Here is a 14922-nt window from a genome sequence, read left to right as displayed (position 1 = left end):
GAACACCGCGTCCAGCAAAGACGGCCGGGAAGCGCAAGCTGCCCAGCCTTCTTGCCAGCAGGTGAAATGTCTACATGAATTTGACGTTGCATGCCCGGACTGCGTCAGGGTGGTACATCGCCGGGTACTGGACTCCACCGCTCCAGCGATCAACCTTGACCCGAATCTTCCTTTTCTCAGTCGTAGAACAGAGCGAGATTGATCCAACCTTGGAAACGCGCGAGTAGTCCTGAGAGGTAGGACTGCGCCACGGACCCCGTTTGGTTTCCCAGATGAGGCAGAACGCCCCGTCGCAAGTGTCTTGCAGTGACGCATTGATGTACTGGGGAGCATAGTTTCCCTCACACGTCTGCTCTGCACCCCATTGCAGGCCCCCTACGACAATTTTCATCTGTGGTAATTGGGTTATACGCGACCAGGTGCGATTTGCGGCTGCCACCAGGGTGGCGCAACCGCCTTCGTCCGCTCGGTTTGCACAACCCTTGAGAGACCTTCCTCAGGCCAGTCCACTAGCCCGGTCAACAAGAGCTCGGAAAAGGAAATACAACGACGTCTGGCCGGCAACGACGGCCTCGACGTGGGCTGTGCCGAGGCCTGTTTCTGAAGCGATATCGGCAGAATCTGCACCACTTGCGGACAGCTTAAGGAGGGCCGCATCTAGCTGTTCAGCGGCACCTTGGGCGAACTGGAGGTGCGACTGAAGCGAGCCAGCGAGATCCCGGCATCCAGCAGCAAGTTCAGGATCAGGGGTAACCCTGGGTTCAGCTTCGGACGAATATCGAGACTCAAAGACTTCATCGCTCATTCGTCTATTGTGCATCGATATTCTGTTCGAGCGCTTGGGGATAAAGCGCGCGACGTCAGGCGACTGCCTGAACGGCGTGGCCGTTAGCTTGGGCCATGAGGCAGCTTCCCGCACTCATCCTTCCCTTTGCCGCCCCCATCGTGGCCACACTGTCCGGGTGTGACTTTTCCTCCCGCGCCTGCCCGGCGATGGGGTTTGTCAACGATGGTCCCGTTGACCTGGACTTGACTGGCTTCATCGGCAAAGGCCTCACCGTCGTTGCTTGCTTCGGCGATACCTGAACGCCGACCCCGGTCATTGCAGATAGTTCGAGTCGCTGGCTCGTTCCGCAGAAAGAGCCTACCTCCAGTCCGCGGACACATCTTTAGGCAGTGTTGTCCGGATCAAAGTTGCTGTCACCGAACCGACGCTCGGACCGTTTTCCCCTCTTTTGGTTCCGGAAAGCGCTTGCGACGCGGCGAGTCGCGCCATTTCGGTGTTTCTGTGCGGCAAAGAAGGGGAGAAAGCTACAGGGCCGCCTTTCGCCTAGCCTCAACCCGCCCGGCGCTGCGCCTTGCTTGCCTTGAGCACCATGGGCAGCTTGGACCGCAGGGTGCACTCAAGCAACTCCTCGGCGGTCTCGTCCTGTTCGTAGACTTCCGGCAGGCGGATGCCGATCAGGGTGTTCATGAGCATGCCCTGCGCAAGGAAGTCGCGGGAGGTTTCGGGAGACAGGCCGGCTTCGTCCCGCACCAGGCGATAAATGTCCAGGAATCCTTCCCTGGCCCGTGCCCCGATGGCGGGTTCGTGGCCTGCCACGAAAGCCTGCATCAGCATCATGAGGATCCCGCGGTCCTCCACCAGATCCGCGTAGGCGATGGCCATGAGCTGCTTGAGCTGTTCCGGGCGGCTGCTCCCGGCGGCAGGATCGAGGTGATGCAATTCCTCGGCGAGTTCTCCGGCGTCGTAGGCCGCGATGACGTCGCGAAACGCGCGCATCAACTTGCCCTGGGCGCGGTCCAAGGCCTCCAGGAACAGGGTCTCCTTGGTGCCGAACATCCGCACGACATACGGCTGGCTGATGCCCGCAGCCTTTGCCACCTGGTCTGTGGTGGAACCGGCGTAGCCACGCTCGGCGAAGACGCCGGTGGCGGCTTCCAGGATCAGTTCGCGCCGTTGAGCCGCAGGTATGCGTTCGGCAGTTGCCTGGCTGGTTGAGCCTGTTTCCGGGGCGCCTGTGCCCGCCGTTTTCTTCGCCACACTTGACATGTTATCAGTCGATAACTAACTTTGCTTTTTAAGTAATCATTCGATTACAACAACCCGGAAAAGCGGCCCTTCAGCGACCCCGTGGAGTCATCATGAAACGCACCATTCCCGTCTGGCTGGCCATTGTGGCGGCCTCCCTTCCCGTCTTCATGGCCACTCTGGACAACCTTGTGGTCACCAATGCACTGCCCGTGATGCACAAGGCCCTCGGCGCGAGCGTCGAGGAACTGCAGTGGATCGTCAACGCCTACTCCCTGAGCTTCGCGGCGTTCATGTTGCTGGCCGTCGGCCTGGGGGACCGCTTCGGCCGCCGCCACGTCTTCATCGCCGGCCTTGCCATCTTCACCCTCGCTTCCGCAGCGGCAGCCGTCAGCACGGATCCGTTGCAGCTCATCGCGGCCCGCGCAGTCCAAGGCGTTGGTTCCGCGGCGCTCATGCCGCTATCGCTCACCCTGCTGGTGGGCTCGGTCAGCGACAAGCTGCGCCCGCTCGCCATCGGCATCTGGGGCGGCGTCTCCGGCCTGGGTGTCGCCCTTGGGCCGCTGATCGGCGGTGCGGTCGTGGAAGGCTGGAGTTGGGAAGCGATCTTCTGGCTCAACGTTCCCATCGGAATCCTGTCGATTCCGCTCGCGATCTTCGCGCTGCCGAATAGCTTCGGCGCCCGCGTCCGCGCCGACGTCGTAGGCCTTCTTCTCTCCGGACTGGGCCTCTTGGCGCTCGTCTTCGGCATTGTCCGCGGGAACGACGCCGGGTGGTCCAGTGCCGAAGTGCTCGGCGCCTTGATCGGTGGCGGGGTCCTGCTGCTCGCCTTCGTTCTGTGGGAATCCCGCGTCGCCGCGCCGCTGCTTCCGCTCCGGCTCTTCCGCGACCGTAGCTTCACCGTGGCCAACCTGATCGGCCTGACCTTCAGCTTCGGGATCTTCGGGTCCGTCTTCATCCTCATCCAGTTCCTGCAGGTGGTGCAGGGTCACGGACCCCTCGCGGCCGGCGTCATGACGATGCCCTGGACGTTGGCCCCCATGTTCGTGGCGCCGCTGGCAGGCCTGCTGGCACCGCGGCTTGGCACCAGGACCCTGATGATCACTGGCCTTGCGTTGCTCACAGCCGGCATGTTCTGGCTTGCCGGAGTCCTTTCCTCGACCGTCCCGTACGAGACGTTGGTGCCAGGCTTTGTAGCAGCGGGAATCGGGATGGGCCTGGTTTTCGCCCCGATGTCGACGTCGGTGCTCGCCAATATGCGCGCCGAGGACCACGCGAAGGCGAGCGGCACCAACTCCACGCTCCGGGAGATCGGTGTAGCACTGGGCGTAGCCGTCCTGACCGCAGTCTTCACCGGGGCCGGCGGCAAACTCACTTCCACGGGCTATGTGGACGCGGCCATTCCCGCCATCTACGTTGGTGCGTCCGTCCTGGTCCTTGCCACCTTGGCGGCGTGGCTCCTTCCATCCCGCGCCAGCGCACGCAGCCTGGCGGCTCAACTCGCCGCAAGCCAGGCTGAAACCGAAGCAGGAGCGGGCACCCGGGCGGGCATCGTCGTCGAACCCGCGCTACAACGCGCCTAAGTAACCGGCCTCGTCAACGCGGGGTCACTTACGGCCCAATTCGAGCAGCAACATGGGCCGTAAGTGACCCCGCGTTGTGCTCCGCCCCTACCGGTTTTCGGGCTCCGCCGATAGCCTTTGGCGCATGGACTGGAAACTTGAACTTGTGTTTGTCCCTGTGTCCGACGTGGACCGCGCCAAGGATTTCTACGTCAACAAAGTGGGCTTCAACGCCGACTACGACGAGCGGCCCATGGACGGCATCCGCTTCGTCCAATTGACTCCGCCTGGCTCGGCCTGCTCCATCTGCATCGGCGAGGGCCTGAACGACGCCCCTCCAGGCACCGCTCCCAGCCTGCAGATGGTGGTGGGTGACATCCAGGAGGCCCACAGCCAGCTCAAGGCCAACGGCGTGGACGTCAGCGACATCGACATCCAGGATTGGGGCCACTTTGTCTACTTCGCCGATCCGGACGGCAACAAGTGGGCCGTTCAGTACATCCCCAACAGGCCCAACGGCTAGGACTAACACTGTAAAAGTTGGGCCGCGGACCAGCTTCAACGGCAGGATGGATGCATGAACCTGCCTGCTGAAGCCGTGAAAACCCTGACCGTCCGGGCCGTCTTGTTCGATATGGACGGAACCTTGGTGGACTCCACCGCCATCGTGGAGCAAGTGTGGAGCGAATTCGCCGGCCGGTACGGACTGGACATCGAAGAGATCCTGCGGACTTCGCACGGGGTCCAGGCCAAGGACACGGTGCGCCGTTTCGCCCCGGCCGGAGCTGACATCGACGCGCTCGCGGAGGAGCTCGGCGAGATGGAACGGACCCGGACGGACGGAATCGTGGCGTTGCCCGGATCAGCGGAACTGTTGCGGTCCTTGCCTGCCGATGCCGTCGCCATGGTCACCTCGGCCGATCGGATCCTCGCCGGGGTGCGCATGCAGGCAGCCGGACTCGAGATGCCCGCAACCACTGTCACCTCCGAGGCCGTGACCCGCGGCAAGCCTGACCCGGAAGGCTACCTCAGGGCAGCCGCGCTGCTGGGTGCCGAGCCGGCCGACGTTGTCGTCTTTGAAGATGCCCCGGCGGGTATCGCTTCCGCCCGTGCGGCCGGCATGCTAACCGTGGTGGTGGGCGACGCCGGCGGCGAGGCGGCGGATGGGCTGTGGCAGATCGCGGATTACTCAGCTATCACTGCCACGGCCAGTCTGGACGCTTCGGGCCGCCGGGTGATCGAGCTCCGGTTCTAGCGTTAGCGGGCTGGACGTAGGCCGGACCGGTCCTGCTGTTCCCCTGAGGACGAGGGTTCCTTCGAAGATGATCCTCGCTCCGGGCAGGCTGGTTGAGCCTGGGTTCTCGGATAGGGCAGCGACGGCGCGCCGGGCTGCTGCACCGACATTGACCGCGATCGTCGAAAGTGCAGGAAACGTTGTGGTCGCGAGGGTGTCGTCGCATCCGATGACGCTCAAGTCCTTCGGGACGTCCACGCCCGCGGCAGCGAATCCGCCCATCAGGCCGTGCGCGATGACGTCGTCGAAAGCGATGACTGCGGTAACGCCGGACACTGCCACCGAATCGCTGAGAGCCTTCGCGGCTTCGTATGTGCCCGGATCCGCACTGAAGTGCGTGACCTCGAGGGCGTGGACCTTCGAGAAGTTGTCCACGGCCGAGCGACGCTGCTTGTTTGCCCAAGATTGTGGTGGGCCGCCGACGTAGGCTACGCGACGGTGGCCGAGCTCGGACAGGTGCGTCAGCGCGGAGCGGATGGCCGCCGTGGTGTCCAGCAGTACCCGGTAGGTCTCCTGAACATCGCGGTTGATGAAGGCCACGCGCTGGGAATCGGCGATTTGCCGGATGCGGGCCGAAGCGAGCCGGGATGAAACGACGATCAGCCCCTCAACCTGGGGCGCCATCCGTGAGATGAGACGGTCTTCGCGATTCGGGTCTTCATCTGTGTCCGCCAAGAATACGGATAGTCCGAGGTCGCTCGCGTAGTTTTGAGCCGCCCGGACCAGCGGAGGGAAGAACGGGTTGGCGATGTCCGGCACGATGAGTCCGATCGCCCCGGCACGACCTGTCGAGAGGGCGCGTGCGTGATGGTTCGGTACGTAGCCGACGGCTTCGGCAGCTTTTTGTACCAGCGCCACCGTCTCCGGTTTGAGGAGGTTCGGCCGGGTAAAGGCCCTCGACACGGTTGAGGGAGCGATGCCGAGTTCGGCCGCCAACTGCGTGATGGTTGGACGGCCTGTCATTGGAGCTCACCCACGAGTTCCAATGCGGCCCGGATCAGGGTTTCGGCGCTGCCAGGCGCGAAGGGGGCCGGCATGCCGTAGTAGCGGTGCGCGTCCTCCACCTCGTATCCTCCGAAGTCATATTCATCAGCGGCTGGGAAGTATCCTGGGCACCCGTTGGTGTAGCCGGTGACGAGTACGGGCCCCTCGACGCGGGAGGCGATGGCTTCCGTTGCGGCCAGGAATGGTTCTCCGGGTAATCCTACGAGGGTCAGGCCCTGCCAGTTGAAGACGCTCACCGGGGCGTCCCAGGACATTTCCTCTTCGGGACTGCGGTCCATGGCCCACTGCTTCCATGCGTTGAGAAGGGATCGCCGGCCCGGATCGGCCGAAACCGCTTCGACCTCCCACTGCCGGCTCAACTCCGCGGGCGAAACCGCATCGCGCGAATTCATTGCGACGCTGATGGTCCTCCGGGCGGCGGAGCTCTTCCCGGAATCGGAATCGGAGATGGGCAGGAGGCGGGTCGCCAACACGGATGCGGCCACATGTTCTCCGATCTTGCGCGCCTGCTCCATCGTCCTGCCGGCTGAGCCGGAAAGCGTGTACGACGCGTCGGCGGGATGGCCTGAGTTGATGTCCCCGGCGGTCCCGGGCAGGAAAAGGGCCACTGAGCCGGGGGAACGTTCCTCCAGGACCCTCCTGGTGAACGCCGGGTAATCGCCGCTGATGAGCCGGTTTTCCGGACCCAGAACCACCGGGTGGCAGGGATAGAGAACAATCCAGGCAACCACTTGTCCGCTTGCGTCGTTGAACGCGGCAACTTGGACCAGCGGATCCACGGCACGTTCGGGATGGCGTCGGTTCCTGGCAATGTCCACTCCGCGCGATTCGCCGTATTGCAGGGTCGCCGGCCGCTGCGAGGCCACGGCAGCCTCCGTGGCCTCGCGGCAAGCCAAGACGATCTCCTCCAGGAGACGCGGGTCATGGCCCCCGAGCCGGCCCGGCATGACGCACGGGCCCGCGTGCGTGTGCGTCGCGGTGATCGCGACACGTTGCGGCACAAGTGGCAACCCATGTGCGATGCGGGTACAGGTGTCTTCATGGAGGCCGCATACATCCACAGTGATCCAGCAGGTGTCATCGACAGCCAGCGCCCGGATGGTCAGGGGATCGTGGATGCCGGTGCTCGGTTCCGTTCTAGCTGCGAACCCGGCCATTGGGGTGCCCGCGGGCGGCAAGATCTCGACGACGGCGGCGCCCACTCGCAGGACGGCCTGTTGGGGTTGGCTGGTACTCATTCCGGTCCGCCCGATACTTTTCGACCGCCTTGGATCACCGCGGTAATGGTCCCTGCTTCGGGTCCCTCAGCGGTGATCAGGACAAAATCTGCCGGGGAACCGACTCTAAGGTGGCCGAGCCCCTGTCGGGTGCCTGGGATCACCCGGGCTGGAGTGGACGTCACCATTTTGAGGGCTTCCGCTAGATCCAGGCCGACGTTTCGGATCACGTTGCGGAAACCGTCCGGGAGGGTAGCGGCGGCCCCTGCAAGCAGATCCGTGCCCACATGGGAGAGCCTCCCGCCAGGGGCAAGATCGACCAGGCCGCCCACGGAAGTACGGTGGCGGCCGGGCTCGCTGCCGGCAAGCGCAGTGCTGTCCGAAACCAGATAAGCGCGCTCGGGGGTCTTTGCCCTGATCATGACTTTCAGCGTATCGCTGGGCAAATGGTGGCCGTCCGCTATGAGTCCTGCCGTGAGCCGGTCGTCAGCGAGTTGAGTCCACAGGGCATTGGGGTGCCTGGGCAGGGTGGTAGCTATGCCGTTGCCCAGATGGGTCGCCAGGCTGGCTCCCGCGGTGATCGCAGCCGTGATTTGTTCAGGACTCGCGTGCGTGTGCCCGATGGCCACGTGGACGCCGAGTTCGCGGATTTGGGCGATCTGGACCGGCGCTTCAGGCGTATGCGGAGAGACGGTGACGATGCCGACCATTCCGCTTGCGCGAAGCCAGCGCCGGACCTCCTGGACGTCCAAGGGGCGCACGGAGTCGGCGTCGTGCACGCCCCGGGGACCGTCCTGGTCCGAGATGAAGGGGCCCTCGATGTGGACGCAGGGGATGGCTGCCCTGGTGCTTGGATCAATTTCGCAGGCCCGCTTGATCTGTTCGAGCGCGCCGGTAATTGCCTCTTCCGACGCTGTCACGATAGTTGGCACCCACGTCGTGACGCCCAGCCTCGCAAGCTCCGCGCTCAAGTTGATGACTGTTTGCGGCGTGATGTCAGCGGCGTTGATGTCCAGTCCGCCGTAACCGTTGACCTGGCCATCGATAAATCCTGGCGCGATGACAGGCAGCCCCTGGCCAGGATCGATCTCCCGCACCGACAGGATGGTCGTGTCGTAGGCGATTTCTATGTTGGTTCCCCGGTGGGGGTCTTTGCCCACAATCGTTTTGGGGTGTGTCACAGCTTGTGTACCCGTCCTTTGAAACGTGAAATGAATTGCTGGTTGGCTTCGTCCCCGCCTGGAGCATTTCCTGATCTCCACAAGGGCGGCTCAATCCCGATTTCGTTCAGCTTGCTGATGGTGGACATCATGAGCCAGTTCAGGGTGAAAGCGTTGGCGAACGTGGACACAGCGGCCGTTTTCTCGACTGCCCCAGGGACCTTCATGACGGCGTCTCCGACGGGAACCTTCGTGTCGATGTGGTGGTCCACCACATGGTGCAGATTCAGCTTTTGCGGGTGCCGTGCGGGATGGTCACTGGCTGTTTCCTCTGCGTGCTCCCGCGAGGAAACGCCGATGGTCTTGACCGATAATTCACGTGCCGTCAGGGCCGCGTCGATGAGCGCGCTATTGATGCCATACGCGTTGACCAGGATCAGGACGTCCCCTGGTCCGAGGCCGGCGTCCTCGATGACGATCCGGCCGTAACCCGGAGTCCGTTCCATGGCCATTGACCGAAGGGCGCCGCTGGAGAGCAGGGTACCTTCGTCCAAAATGGCTGAGACGTGCATCAGCCCACCTGCCCGGAAGAACACTTCCTGGCTTGCCAGGTTCGAATGGCCGCCTGGGCCATAGATGTGTACCAGTTCGTCCTTGGCCACCTGGGCCGCGAGAATGTCCGCGGCGATGCCGATGTTTTCGGCTTCCTCCAGGCGGATGCGCCCGAGAAGCTCGGTGATTTGTCCAAGGTAGTCCTGCGAGAGCTGCTCACTTACGTTCATCGCGGATCGGATTCGGCGTCGAGGTAGATGGTGACGTTGGGGTGTGTGCGCAGCGCAGTGCCGGGATGGTCTCCGCTGACCGGCTGGCTCAGCGTGTTGTGGACGGCGGTCCTTTTGGCAAGACCGGGCACGGAAGCGATGATTTCGGAGGCATGCAACAACCGCGGGATGGAGACGGTGATGGCGCGCTGTGGAACGTCGTCGAAACTCGCGAAATGCCCTTCATCCACCTGTTGCTGGCGGCTTACTTGGTCCAGGTTGATGACGCGGGCGGGCAGCGGGTCAGCGAGGTCGGCCGGGGGATCGTTGAAGGCAAGATGGCCGTTGACGCCCAAGCCGAGCAGGACGAGGTCAAAGGGATCTTGGCCCATCAGCGTGCCATAGCGCTGCGCTTCCTCTTCGGCCGGGTTCCCCGGGTTGATCCGGTGAAAGGTGGTCGGCGGAAGGTGGCTGAAGAACCTGCTTTGAAGCCAGTTTCCGAATCCTTGGGGTGCGTCCGCCTTGAGCGCGAGGTAGTCGTCCATATGGAAACACGTTATGCGGGCCCAATCGATGCCAGGTTCCTGGACGAGTGCCTGAAGCGTTGCCTCCTGGCTGGGAGCTGCTGCAAGCATCAGCCGGACCTTCCGCTGGTTCCGGAGCGCCCTGCGTAGCGTTTCCGCTGCATGCGCGCCGGCGTGTTTCCCCAGTGCGGCCCGGTCCGGGTAGGTGGAAACGGCGGGGCTGTAAGTGGTCTGTGCTGTCACGTGTGTGTCCTTCGGGTTTCTAGTTCAGTGGTCAGGAGGAGTGATCGGGCTATATGGAAGGGGTCCTTGACTGGCAGTGCCACCACCTTGTCGAGGGGTTTGCCCTCACGGTCGCGTATTTGCAGCCACTCATGGCCGGAAGGGTCCGGAAATGTGTCGAGGGTGTAGGACCAGATTCGTTCATGCCAGTCCAAGAGATCGGGACGCCCGAAGCGATCGGCGAGGAGCCTGCTCGCGTAGAGGGCTTCAACCTGGACCCACCACAGCTTGGTGTCCCACGTCTGGGTCACCAAGGTTTCGTAGGGGTCGTTGCCGAAGAGCCTGCCCAGGGGTTCTCCTCCCGCGCTGTCGACGTATCGGAAGATGCCGCCGTGCTGGTCATCCCAGCCGGCTTCCAGGGCTCTGAGGGCAAGGTCCGGGAGCCAATCCGGAATGCGAGGTGCCAGGTCAGGCATGATGTCGACGGCTTCCATGACCATCCAGAGCATCTCCAACAGGTGACCGGGGGTTCGGTGGCGGGCCAGGAGCGTATCCAGGTCATCGCTGCTGTCCGGCCGGTATTCCCACCAGGAGTCGGCCTTCCACATGCCTTCAGAGTTTCCGTCGCCGAGGAGCTGGGACAGCGCGGAACCAGCTGTTTCGGCGCTTTCAGCAGAGCCGCTGGCCAAATGCAGCTGGGCGCCCACATTCAGCAGCAGCATCAGCCCGGCCGCGTCCTTGAATCCGGTCCGGACGGGGTACGGCTCGGATGGAGCGTTCCGGGCCTCGATCCTTTCTTCGGCGTGGGCGAGAAGCGCATGGGCTGATTGCAGCCACTCTTCCCGTTCCAGGCCTGCGGCTTGGGGAAGCCGGGCTGCACCCGCCAGGCCCAAGGCCGCAAAGAGGTCAGCCAGTACGCTGACCGCGATCTCCCCTTGCGGCCCGGACTGTAGCGACTGCCCCTCAGCAGATGTGCGGTACGCCGTCACACTCGCGTCCAGGATGGCGTGTTCTTGGATGAACCTGGCGGATTCAATCGACAGAGAGGCCCACAACTCGGGATTTTCCCCGATGATTCCGGCCTCGCTGTCCAGCGCAATCCTTGAGCAGAGCCAAGCCCAGCGGCCTTGGGACCACGTATATTTTTCGTTCGAAAGCAATCGCCCTGAATTGGAAAAGCACGTGAAAACCCCACCGTTTTTCCTGTCGACTCCGTTCTCGAGCCACCAAGGGAGGACGCCCTTGAGCAGCTGATCCCGTATTTCGGATCCGGTGGCGCTCATGCGACGGCGCTTTCAACTGGGAGCGATGTGGCCGGCTCAAGGTCACGGTCAAGGGACTCGACAAGGGCGTCGGAAGCCTCGTTGTGCCAAGGGCGCAGCCAGCCGAAGACGCAATAGACGATCGCTGAGGCAAGCACCGGGGCGGCCACGTTGATTGTCTGCGCACTAGCCGTGCCCAGGCTCGCGATGGGAGCGGCCAAGGCGTACTTTGCGAGTGCGAAAACGATCAAACCTGTGGCCCAGGAGAACAAGGCTGCCGATGGGCCGCAGCGCCGGAATGGGCGCAGCATCCCCAGCAGCATGGGAACGGCGATCGGCCCCACCAAGGCCCCGAACCAGAGGATTATCAGGCCCATGACGCCGCCGAATGAATCCGCACTCAGCGCAATGACCATCGACAATCCGATGAACAGGAACGTGGAAATCCGGCCACCCAGTAGTTCCGCACGAGAATTCAGGGGCTGCCGGGATCCGCGCAACGCGGGGATGATGTCGCGGATGACGACGGCGGAAATCGCGTTGGCGTCCGAGGAGGTCATGGCCATCGTGTGTGAGAACATGCCCGCGACGACCAAGCCGACCAGACCGGCTGGCAGCAGTTGCTGGGTCAGGAGCGCGTAAGCCTGATCTGGGTGCGTCAGATTGGGCAAGATCAGCGGCGCGGCCCACATGGGAAAGAAAAGCACCAGTGGCCACACGAGATAGAGTGCGCCCGAAAGTAGGACTGATTTGCGGGCCGCTGAGCCGGACGGGGCCGCAATGAAGCGCTGGGCCAGATTCCAGGTTCCTCCGTTGTACGAAATGGTGCTGATCAGACAGTACGCAAGGAAGAATCCGATGGTGTAGTCGCCGGCGAATGGCTGCGAGTGGGAGGGCGGCAGTCGGGACCAGATTCCCGCGATCGAGGAAACGCCCCCGAGCTTGGCCATGGCGAAGATGAGCATCGCGATGCCCGCTACGGACTGGATGATGAATTGGCCCATATCCGTCAATGCGTCTGCCCACAAGCCGCCAACGGTCGAATAGATGAGCGTGACCCCGCCGACGATCAGGATGCCAACGGCAATCGGAACCCCAGCGAACACGTTCAGGAGGATCGCACTGGCCGCCCACTTGGCCGCTACGTCGAAGACTTTCAATGCAGCACCGGACCAAGCCAGTACTTGCTGAGCGGGCAGGTTGTAGCGCGTGGCCAGGTATTCGAGCGGGGAGATGATTCCAAGACGCTGCCTGAGGCGCGGCCAGCGCGGGGCGAAAAAGACCGAGCCCACAAGGCAGGCAATGGTGATCGTGAGTGCCCACCAGACATACAGTGCGAAACCGGTGGTGTAGGCGATGGCGGCGTAGGCCACGAAGACGGCAGCCGAATAACCGGACATGTGGTGGGAAATTCCCGCCAGCCACCACGGCATCTTCCCACCGGCTGTGAAGAAGTCCGCGGCGTTTTTCACTCGACTCTTGGCCCACCAGCCGATCCCTATCATGACGACGAAGTAGGCCCCTAAAACGAGCCAGTCGGCGAAATACATACATCCTCCTTGATGCGACGAAAGCTTGGAAATGGGATCTGCAGTGGCGTCCACTTTTCTCTGCAAACGTTTGCAAAACAAGGGTCTTTTTGAAAGTTTTCTTCCGGGGACCCGGAAGACGGCGGATGGGCTGTGGCAGATCGCGGATTACTCAGCTATCACTGCCACGGCCAGTCTGGACGCTTCGGGCCGCCGGGTGATCGAGCTCCGGTTCTAGCGGCTCAGCCAGCCAGCCGCACTCAGCCCGCCAGTGCGTACACCGTAGTGCCGTCGATGCTCTGTGCCTGGAAGTTCGCAGCCACCCATTGCGCGATCTGGGCAGGAGCTTCCGATCCGCTGGTCGCCTGCATGGTCCCGCCGGCGATGAAGTAGTGGATCTTGCCCTGTCCCACGAGTTGCTGAAACTGTGCAAGCGTGGGGGACGGGTCCGTACCGTTGAAGCCCCCGACCGCCATGACGGGCAGTTCGGTGGCCAGCTGGTAGCCGGCGGCGTTGTTGGAACCCACGACGGCGGCCGCCCACGTGTAGTTCGAGGCGCCGGATTTGAGCGCGGCAACCATTCCCGACGACGGCGTCGTGGCACCGAGCAGGCCGCCCATGCCACCGCCTTGCCGGTTCCCGCCGAAGCCACCACCCAGGGCGCCCGGCTGCTGGAGGGTCTGGGGCGGGTTGTTCTGGGCTGCGTTGTTTTGGCCGGCTTGTCCGAAGCCGCCCCGGCCGCCGAAACCACCTGCTCCGAAGCCGCCGAACATAGTCGTTGGACCGGCGCTGGGGATCGCGCCGCCGTGCGTCACGGAGGCGGTGGAAATCGAGTACGCCAGGGGGCCGGCCAGAGAGGCAACGAGGGCGAGTACCGCCGTCGTGCGCTGAAGGATGCGGGAGGTGAAGCGTCCCGAGAGCAGCAGCCCGGCCGCGGCTGCCAGGGCGCCAAACAGCACCACCCAGCGCAGCCACGGACCATACGCGGTGGTGCTGCCCACGAGGCCGAAGGCGAGGAATCCCGCTGTGGCCACTGCTACGGCGAGCATGACCGCGGCGACGAGCTGCGCGCGGTGCTGCCACAAAAGCGCGCCGCCTAAGCCCGCGAGTCCGGCAATGCCCGGAGCCAGGGCTACCGCGTAATAGGGATGGATGATGCCCGCCATGAAGCTGAACACGAGTCCGGTGACAAGGACCCACGAGCCCCACACGATCACCGAGGCCCGGACGGAATCCGTACGCGGGGCACGGCGGCCCAGCCACAGCAGCCCGGCCCCGAGGACCAACACGGAGGGCAGGAGCCACGCGATCTGGCCGCCGAACTCGCTGTTGAACATCCGGAACAGCCCGGGAACGCCCCAGCCGTTGCCGCCGCCGACGCTGCCGGTCTCGTCGCCGCTGAGCCTGCCCAGGCCGTTGTAGCCGAGCGTCAGTTCCAGGATCGAGTTGTTCTGGGAGCCGCCGATGTACGGTCGCATGTTTGCGGGAATGAGTTCGACGACGGCGAGCCACCAGCCGGCCGAGACCACCATTGCCGCGCCCGCCGCAAGCAGTCGAAGCAGGCGGCGCCCCACTCCGCCAGTCGCCGCAACCACATACGCCACCGCAAATCCAGGAACCACCAGAAGGACCTGGAGTTGCTTGGTCAGGAAACCGAAGCCTAGGAACACGCCGGCCAGCAGGAGCCAACGCAACTTGTTGTCCTGGACGGACCGAAGGGTGGCGTAGCCGGCGGCCGTCATGAGCAGCACCAGCAGGGCGTCCGGGTTGTTGAACCTGAACATGAGGGTGGCAACCGGCGTGATGGCCATGACGACGGCGGCCAGCAGCCCGGCCCGGTGGGCGAGCCGTGGATCGCCGGTGGCGGCGGCCGCGGCCCGTCGGACCGCCAGATAAAGCAACCATGCTGTCGCAACGCCCATGAGTGCCTCGGGAACCAGGATGCTCCAGGAGCTCAGCCCGAAGATCCGTACCGAGAGGCCCATGATCCAGAGCGACGCCGGCGGTTTGTCCACCGTGATGGAGTTGGCCGCGTCGGAGGAACCGAAGAACCACGCGGCCCAATTCTGCGAACCGGCCTGGGCCGCGGCGGAATAGAACGGGTTGGCCCAGCCCGAAGCGCCGAGGTTCCAGAGATACAGGACCGAAGTTGCAAGGAGGACAATGCCGAGCTCCGCGCGGTGACGCAGGGCATGTGGGCCATGGTTGGGGCGGGACTTTCGGGTCACGCCCGGCCGGGCGCGGCCGCTCCCTCCCCGGGGAGCGGCCGTTTCCGCAGGATCCACCAACCGCGACGGCGGAGACGACTGCCTTGCCTTGGAGTCCGTGTCTGTGGAATAGGAAGTGGTCATCGG

General features: G+C 63.8%; 14 protein-coding genes. 4 read left to right on the top strand and 10 right to left on the bottom strand.

All coding sequences use genetic code 11. From position 1 onward, the window contains the following. Nucleotides 1-496 precede the first annotated feature (496 nt). Nucleotides 497-805: a hypothetical protein gene (locus AC4CS3_RS17565; RefSeq protein WP_490784512.1), complete on the bottom strand. Its 309-nt coding sequence runs from the start codon at nucleotides 803-805 to the stop codon at nucleotides 497-499. A gap of 95 nt (nucleotides 806-900) precedes the next feature. Between AC4CS3_RS17565 and AC4CS3_RS17560 the strand changes: the two genes are divergently transcribed. Next, the gene (locus tag AC4CS3_RS17560; RefSeq protein WP_490784511.1) at nucleotides 901-1086 is read left to right on the top strand and encodes a hypothetical protein; all 186 of its coding nucleotides are present in this window, start codon (nucleotides 901-903) and stop codon (nucleotides 1084-1086) included. 250 nt (nucleotides 1087-1336) lie between these two features. Here the strand turns inward: AC4CS3_RS17560 and AC4CS3_RS17555 are convergent, their stop codons facing one another. Then, a complete protein-coding gene (locus AC4CS3_RS17555) occupies nucleotides 1337-2044 on the bottom strand; it encodes a TetR/AcrR family transcriptional regulator (protein WP_490784510.1) in 708 nt (235 codons plus the stop codon). 101 nt (nucleotides 2045-2145) lie between these two features. On the opposite strand from AC4CS3_RS17555, the gene AC4CS3_RS17550 reads away from it, so the two are divergent. The 3 genes from AC4CS3_RS17550 to AC4CS3_RS17540 all read left to right on the top strand — a co-directional run bounded on the left by AC4CS3_RS17550 (nucleotide 2146) and on the right by AC4CS3_RS17540 (nucleotide 4849). Beyond that, a complete protein-coding gene (locus tag AC4CS3_RS17550) occupies nucleotides 2146-3615 on the top strand; it encodes an MFS transporter (protein ID WP_490784509.1) in 1470 nt (489 codons plus the stop codon). 124 nt (nucleotides 3616-3739) lie between these two features. Further along, nucleotides 3740-4117: a VOC family protein gene (locus tag AC4CS3_RS17545; RefSeq protein ID WP_490784508.1), complete on the top strand. Its 378-nt coding sequence runs from the start codon at nucleotides 3740-3742 to the stop codon at nucleotides 4115-4117. A gap of 54 nt (nucleotides 4118-4171) precedes the next feature. Next, complete coding sequence (locus AC4CS3_RS17540) at nucleotides 4172-4849, top strand: HAD-IA family hydrolase (RefSeq protein ID WP_490784507.1); 678 nt, start codon at nucleotides 4172-4174, stop codon at nucleotides 4847-4849. On the opposite strand, the gene AC4CS3_RS17535 is transcribed toward AC4CS3_RS17540, so the two are convergent. The 8 genes from AC4CS3_RS17535 to AC4CS3_RS17500 all read right to left on the bottom strand — a co-directional run bounded on the left by AC4CS3_RS17535 (nucleotide 4784) and on the right by AC4CS3_RS17500 (nucleotide 14919). After that, entirely contained in the window at nucleotides 4784-5851 is a 1068-nt protein-coding gene (locus tag AC4CS3_RS17535) for a LacI family DNA-binding transcriptional regulator (RefSeq protein WP_490784506.1), read from the bottom strand. The genes AC4CS3_RS17540 and AC4CS3_RS17535 overlap by 66 nt on opposite strands. Next, a complete protein-coding gene (locus tag AC4CS3_RS17530; protein WP_490784505.1) occupies nucleotides 5848-7131 on the bottom strand; it encodes a neutral/alkaline non-lysosomal ceramidase N-terminal domain-containing protein in 1284 nt (427 codons plus the stop codon). The genes AC4CS3_RS17535 and AC4CS3_RS17530 overlap by 4 nt, the downstream gene beginning before the upstream one ends. After that, nucleotides 7128-8291, bottom strand: coding sequence for an N-acetylglucosamine-6-phosphate deacetylase (locus tag AC4CS3_RS17525; protein ID WP_490784504.1), 1164 nt, complete (start codon nucleotides 8289-8291; stop codon nucleotides 7128-7130). The genes AC4CS3_RS17530 and AC4CS3_RS17525 overlap by 4 nt, the downstream gene beginning before the upstream one ends. Continuing rightward, entirely contained in the window at nucleotides 8288-9052 is a 765-nt protein-coding gene (locus tag AC4CS3_RS17520) for a sugar isomerase domain-containing protein (RefSeq protein WP_490784503.1), read from the bottom strand. Before AC4CS3_RS17520 ends, AC4CS3_RS17525 begins: the two co-directional genes overlap by 4 nt. Beyond that, nucleotides 9049-9798, bottom strand: coding sequence for a 6-phosphogluconolactonase (locus AC4CS3_RS17515; RefSeq protein ID WP_490784502.1), 750 nt, complete (start codon nucleotides 9796-9798; stop codon nucleotides 9049-9051). The genes AC4CS3_RS17520 and AC4CS3_RS17515 overlap by 4 nt, the downstream gene beginning before the upstream one ends. Further along, nucleotides 9795-11060, bottom strand: coding sequence for an AGE family epimerase/isomerase (locus AC4CS3_RS17510; RefSeq protein WP_490784501.1), 1266 nt, complete (start codon nucleotides 11058-11060; stop codon nucleotides 9795-9797). The genes AC4CS3_RS17515 and AC4CS3_RS17510 overlap by 4 nt, the downstream gene beginning before the upstream one ends. Then, the gene (locus AC4CS3_RS17505) at nucleotides 11057-12589 is read right to left on the bottom strand and encodes a sodium:solute symporter family protein (RefSeq protein WP_490784500.1); all 1533 of its coding nucleotides are present in this window, start codon (nucleotides 12587-12589) and stop codon (nucleotides 11057-11059) included. The genes AC4CS3_RS17510 and AC4CS3_RS17505 overlap by 4 nt, the downstream gene beginning before the upstream one ends. A 239-nt stretch (nucleotides 12590-12828) precedes the next feature. Beyond that, on the bottom strand, nucleotides 12829-14919 hold the full coding sequence (locus AC4CS3_RS17500; protein ID WP_490784499.1) for an ArnT family glycosyltransferase: 2091 nt from the start codon (nucleotides 14917-14919) through the stop codon (nucleotides 12829-12831). Nucleotides 14920-14922 lie beyond the last annotated feature (3 nt).

This window comes from Arthrobacter sp. SE2 (assembly GCF_058244265.1).
This window is presented reverse-complemented; position numbering and strand designations above follow the sequence as displayed.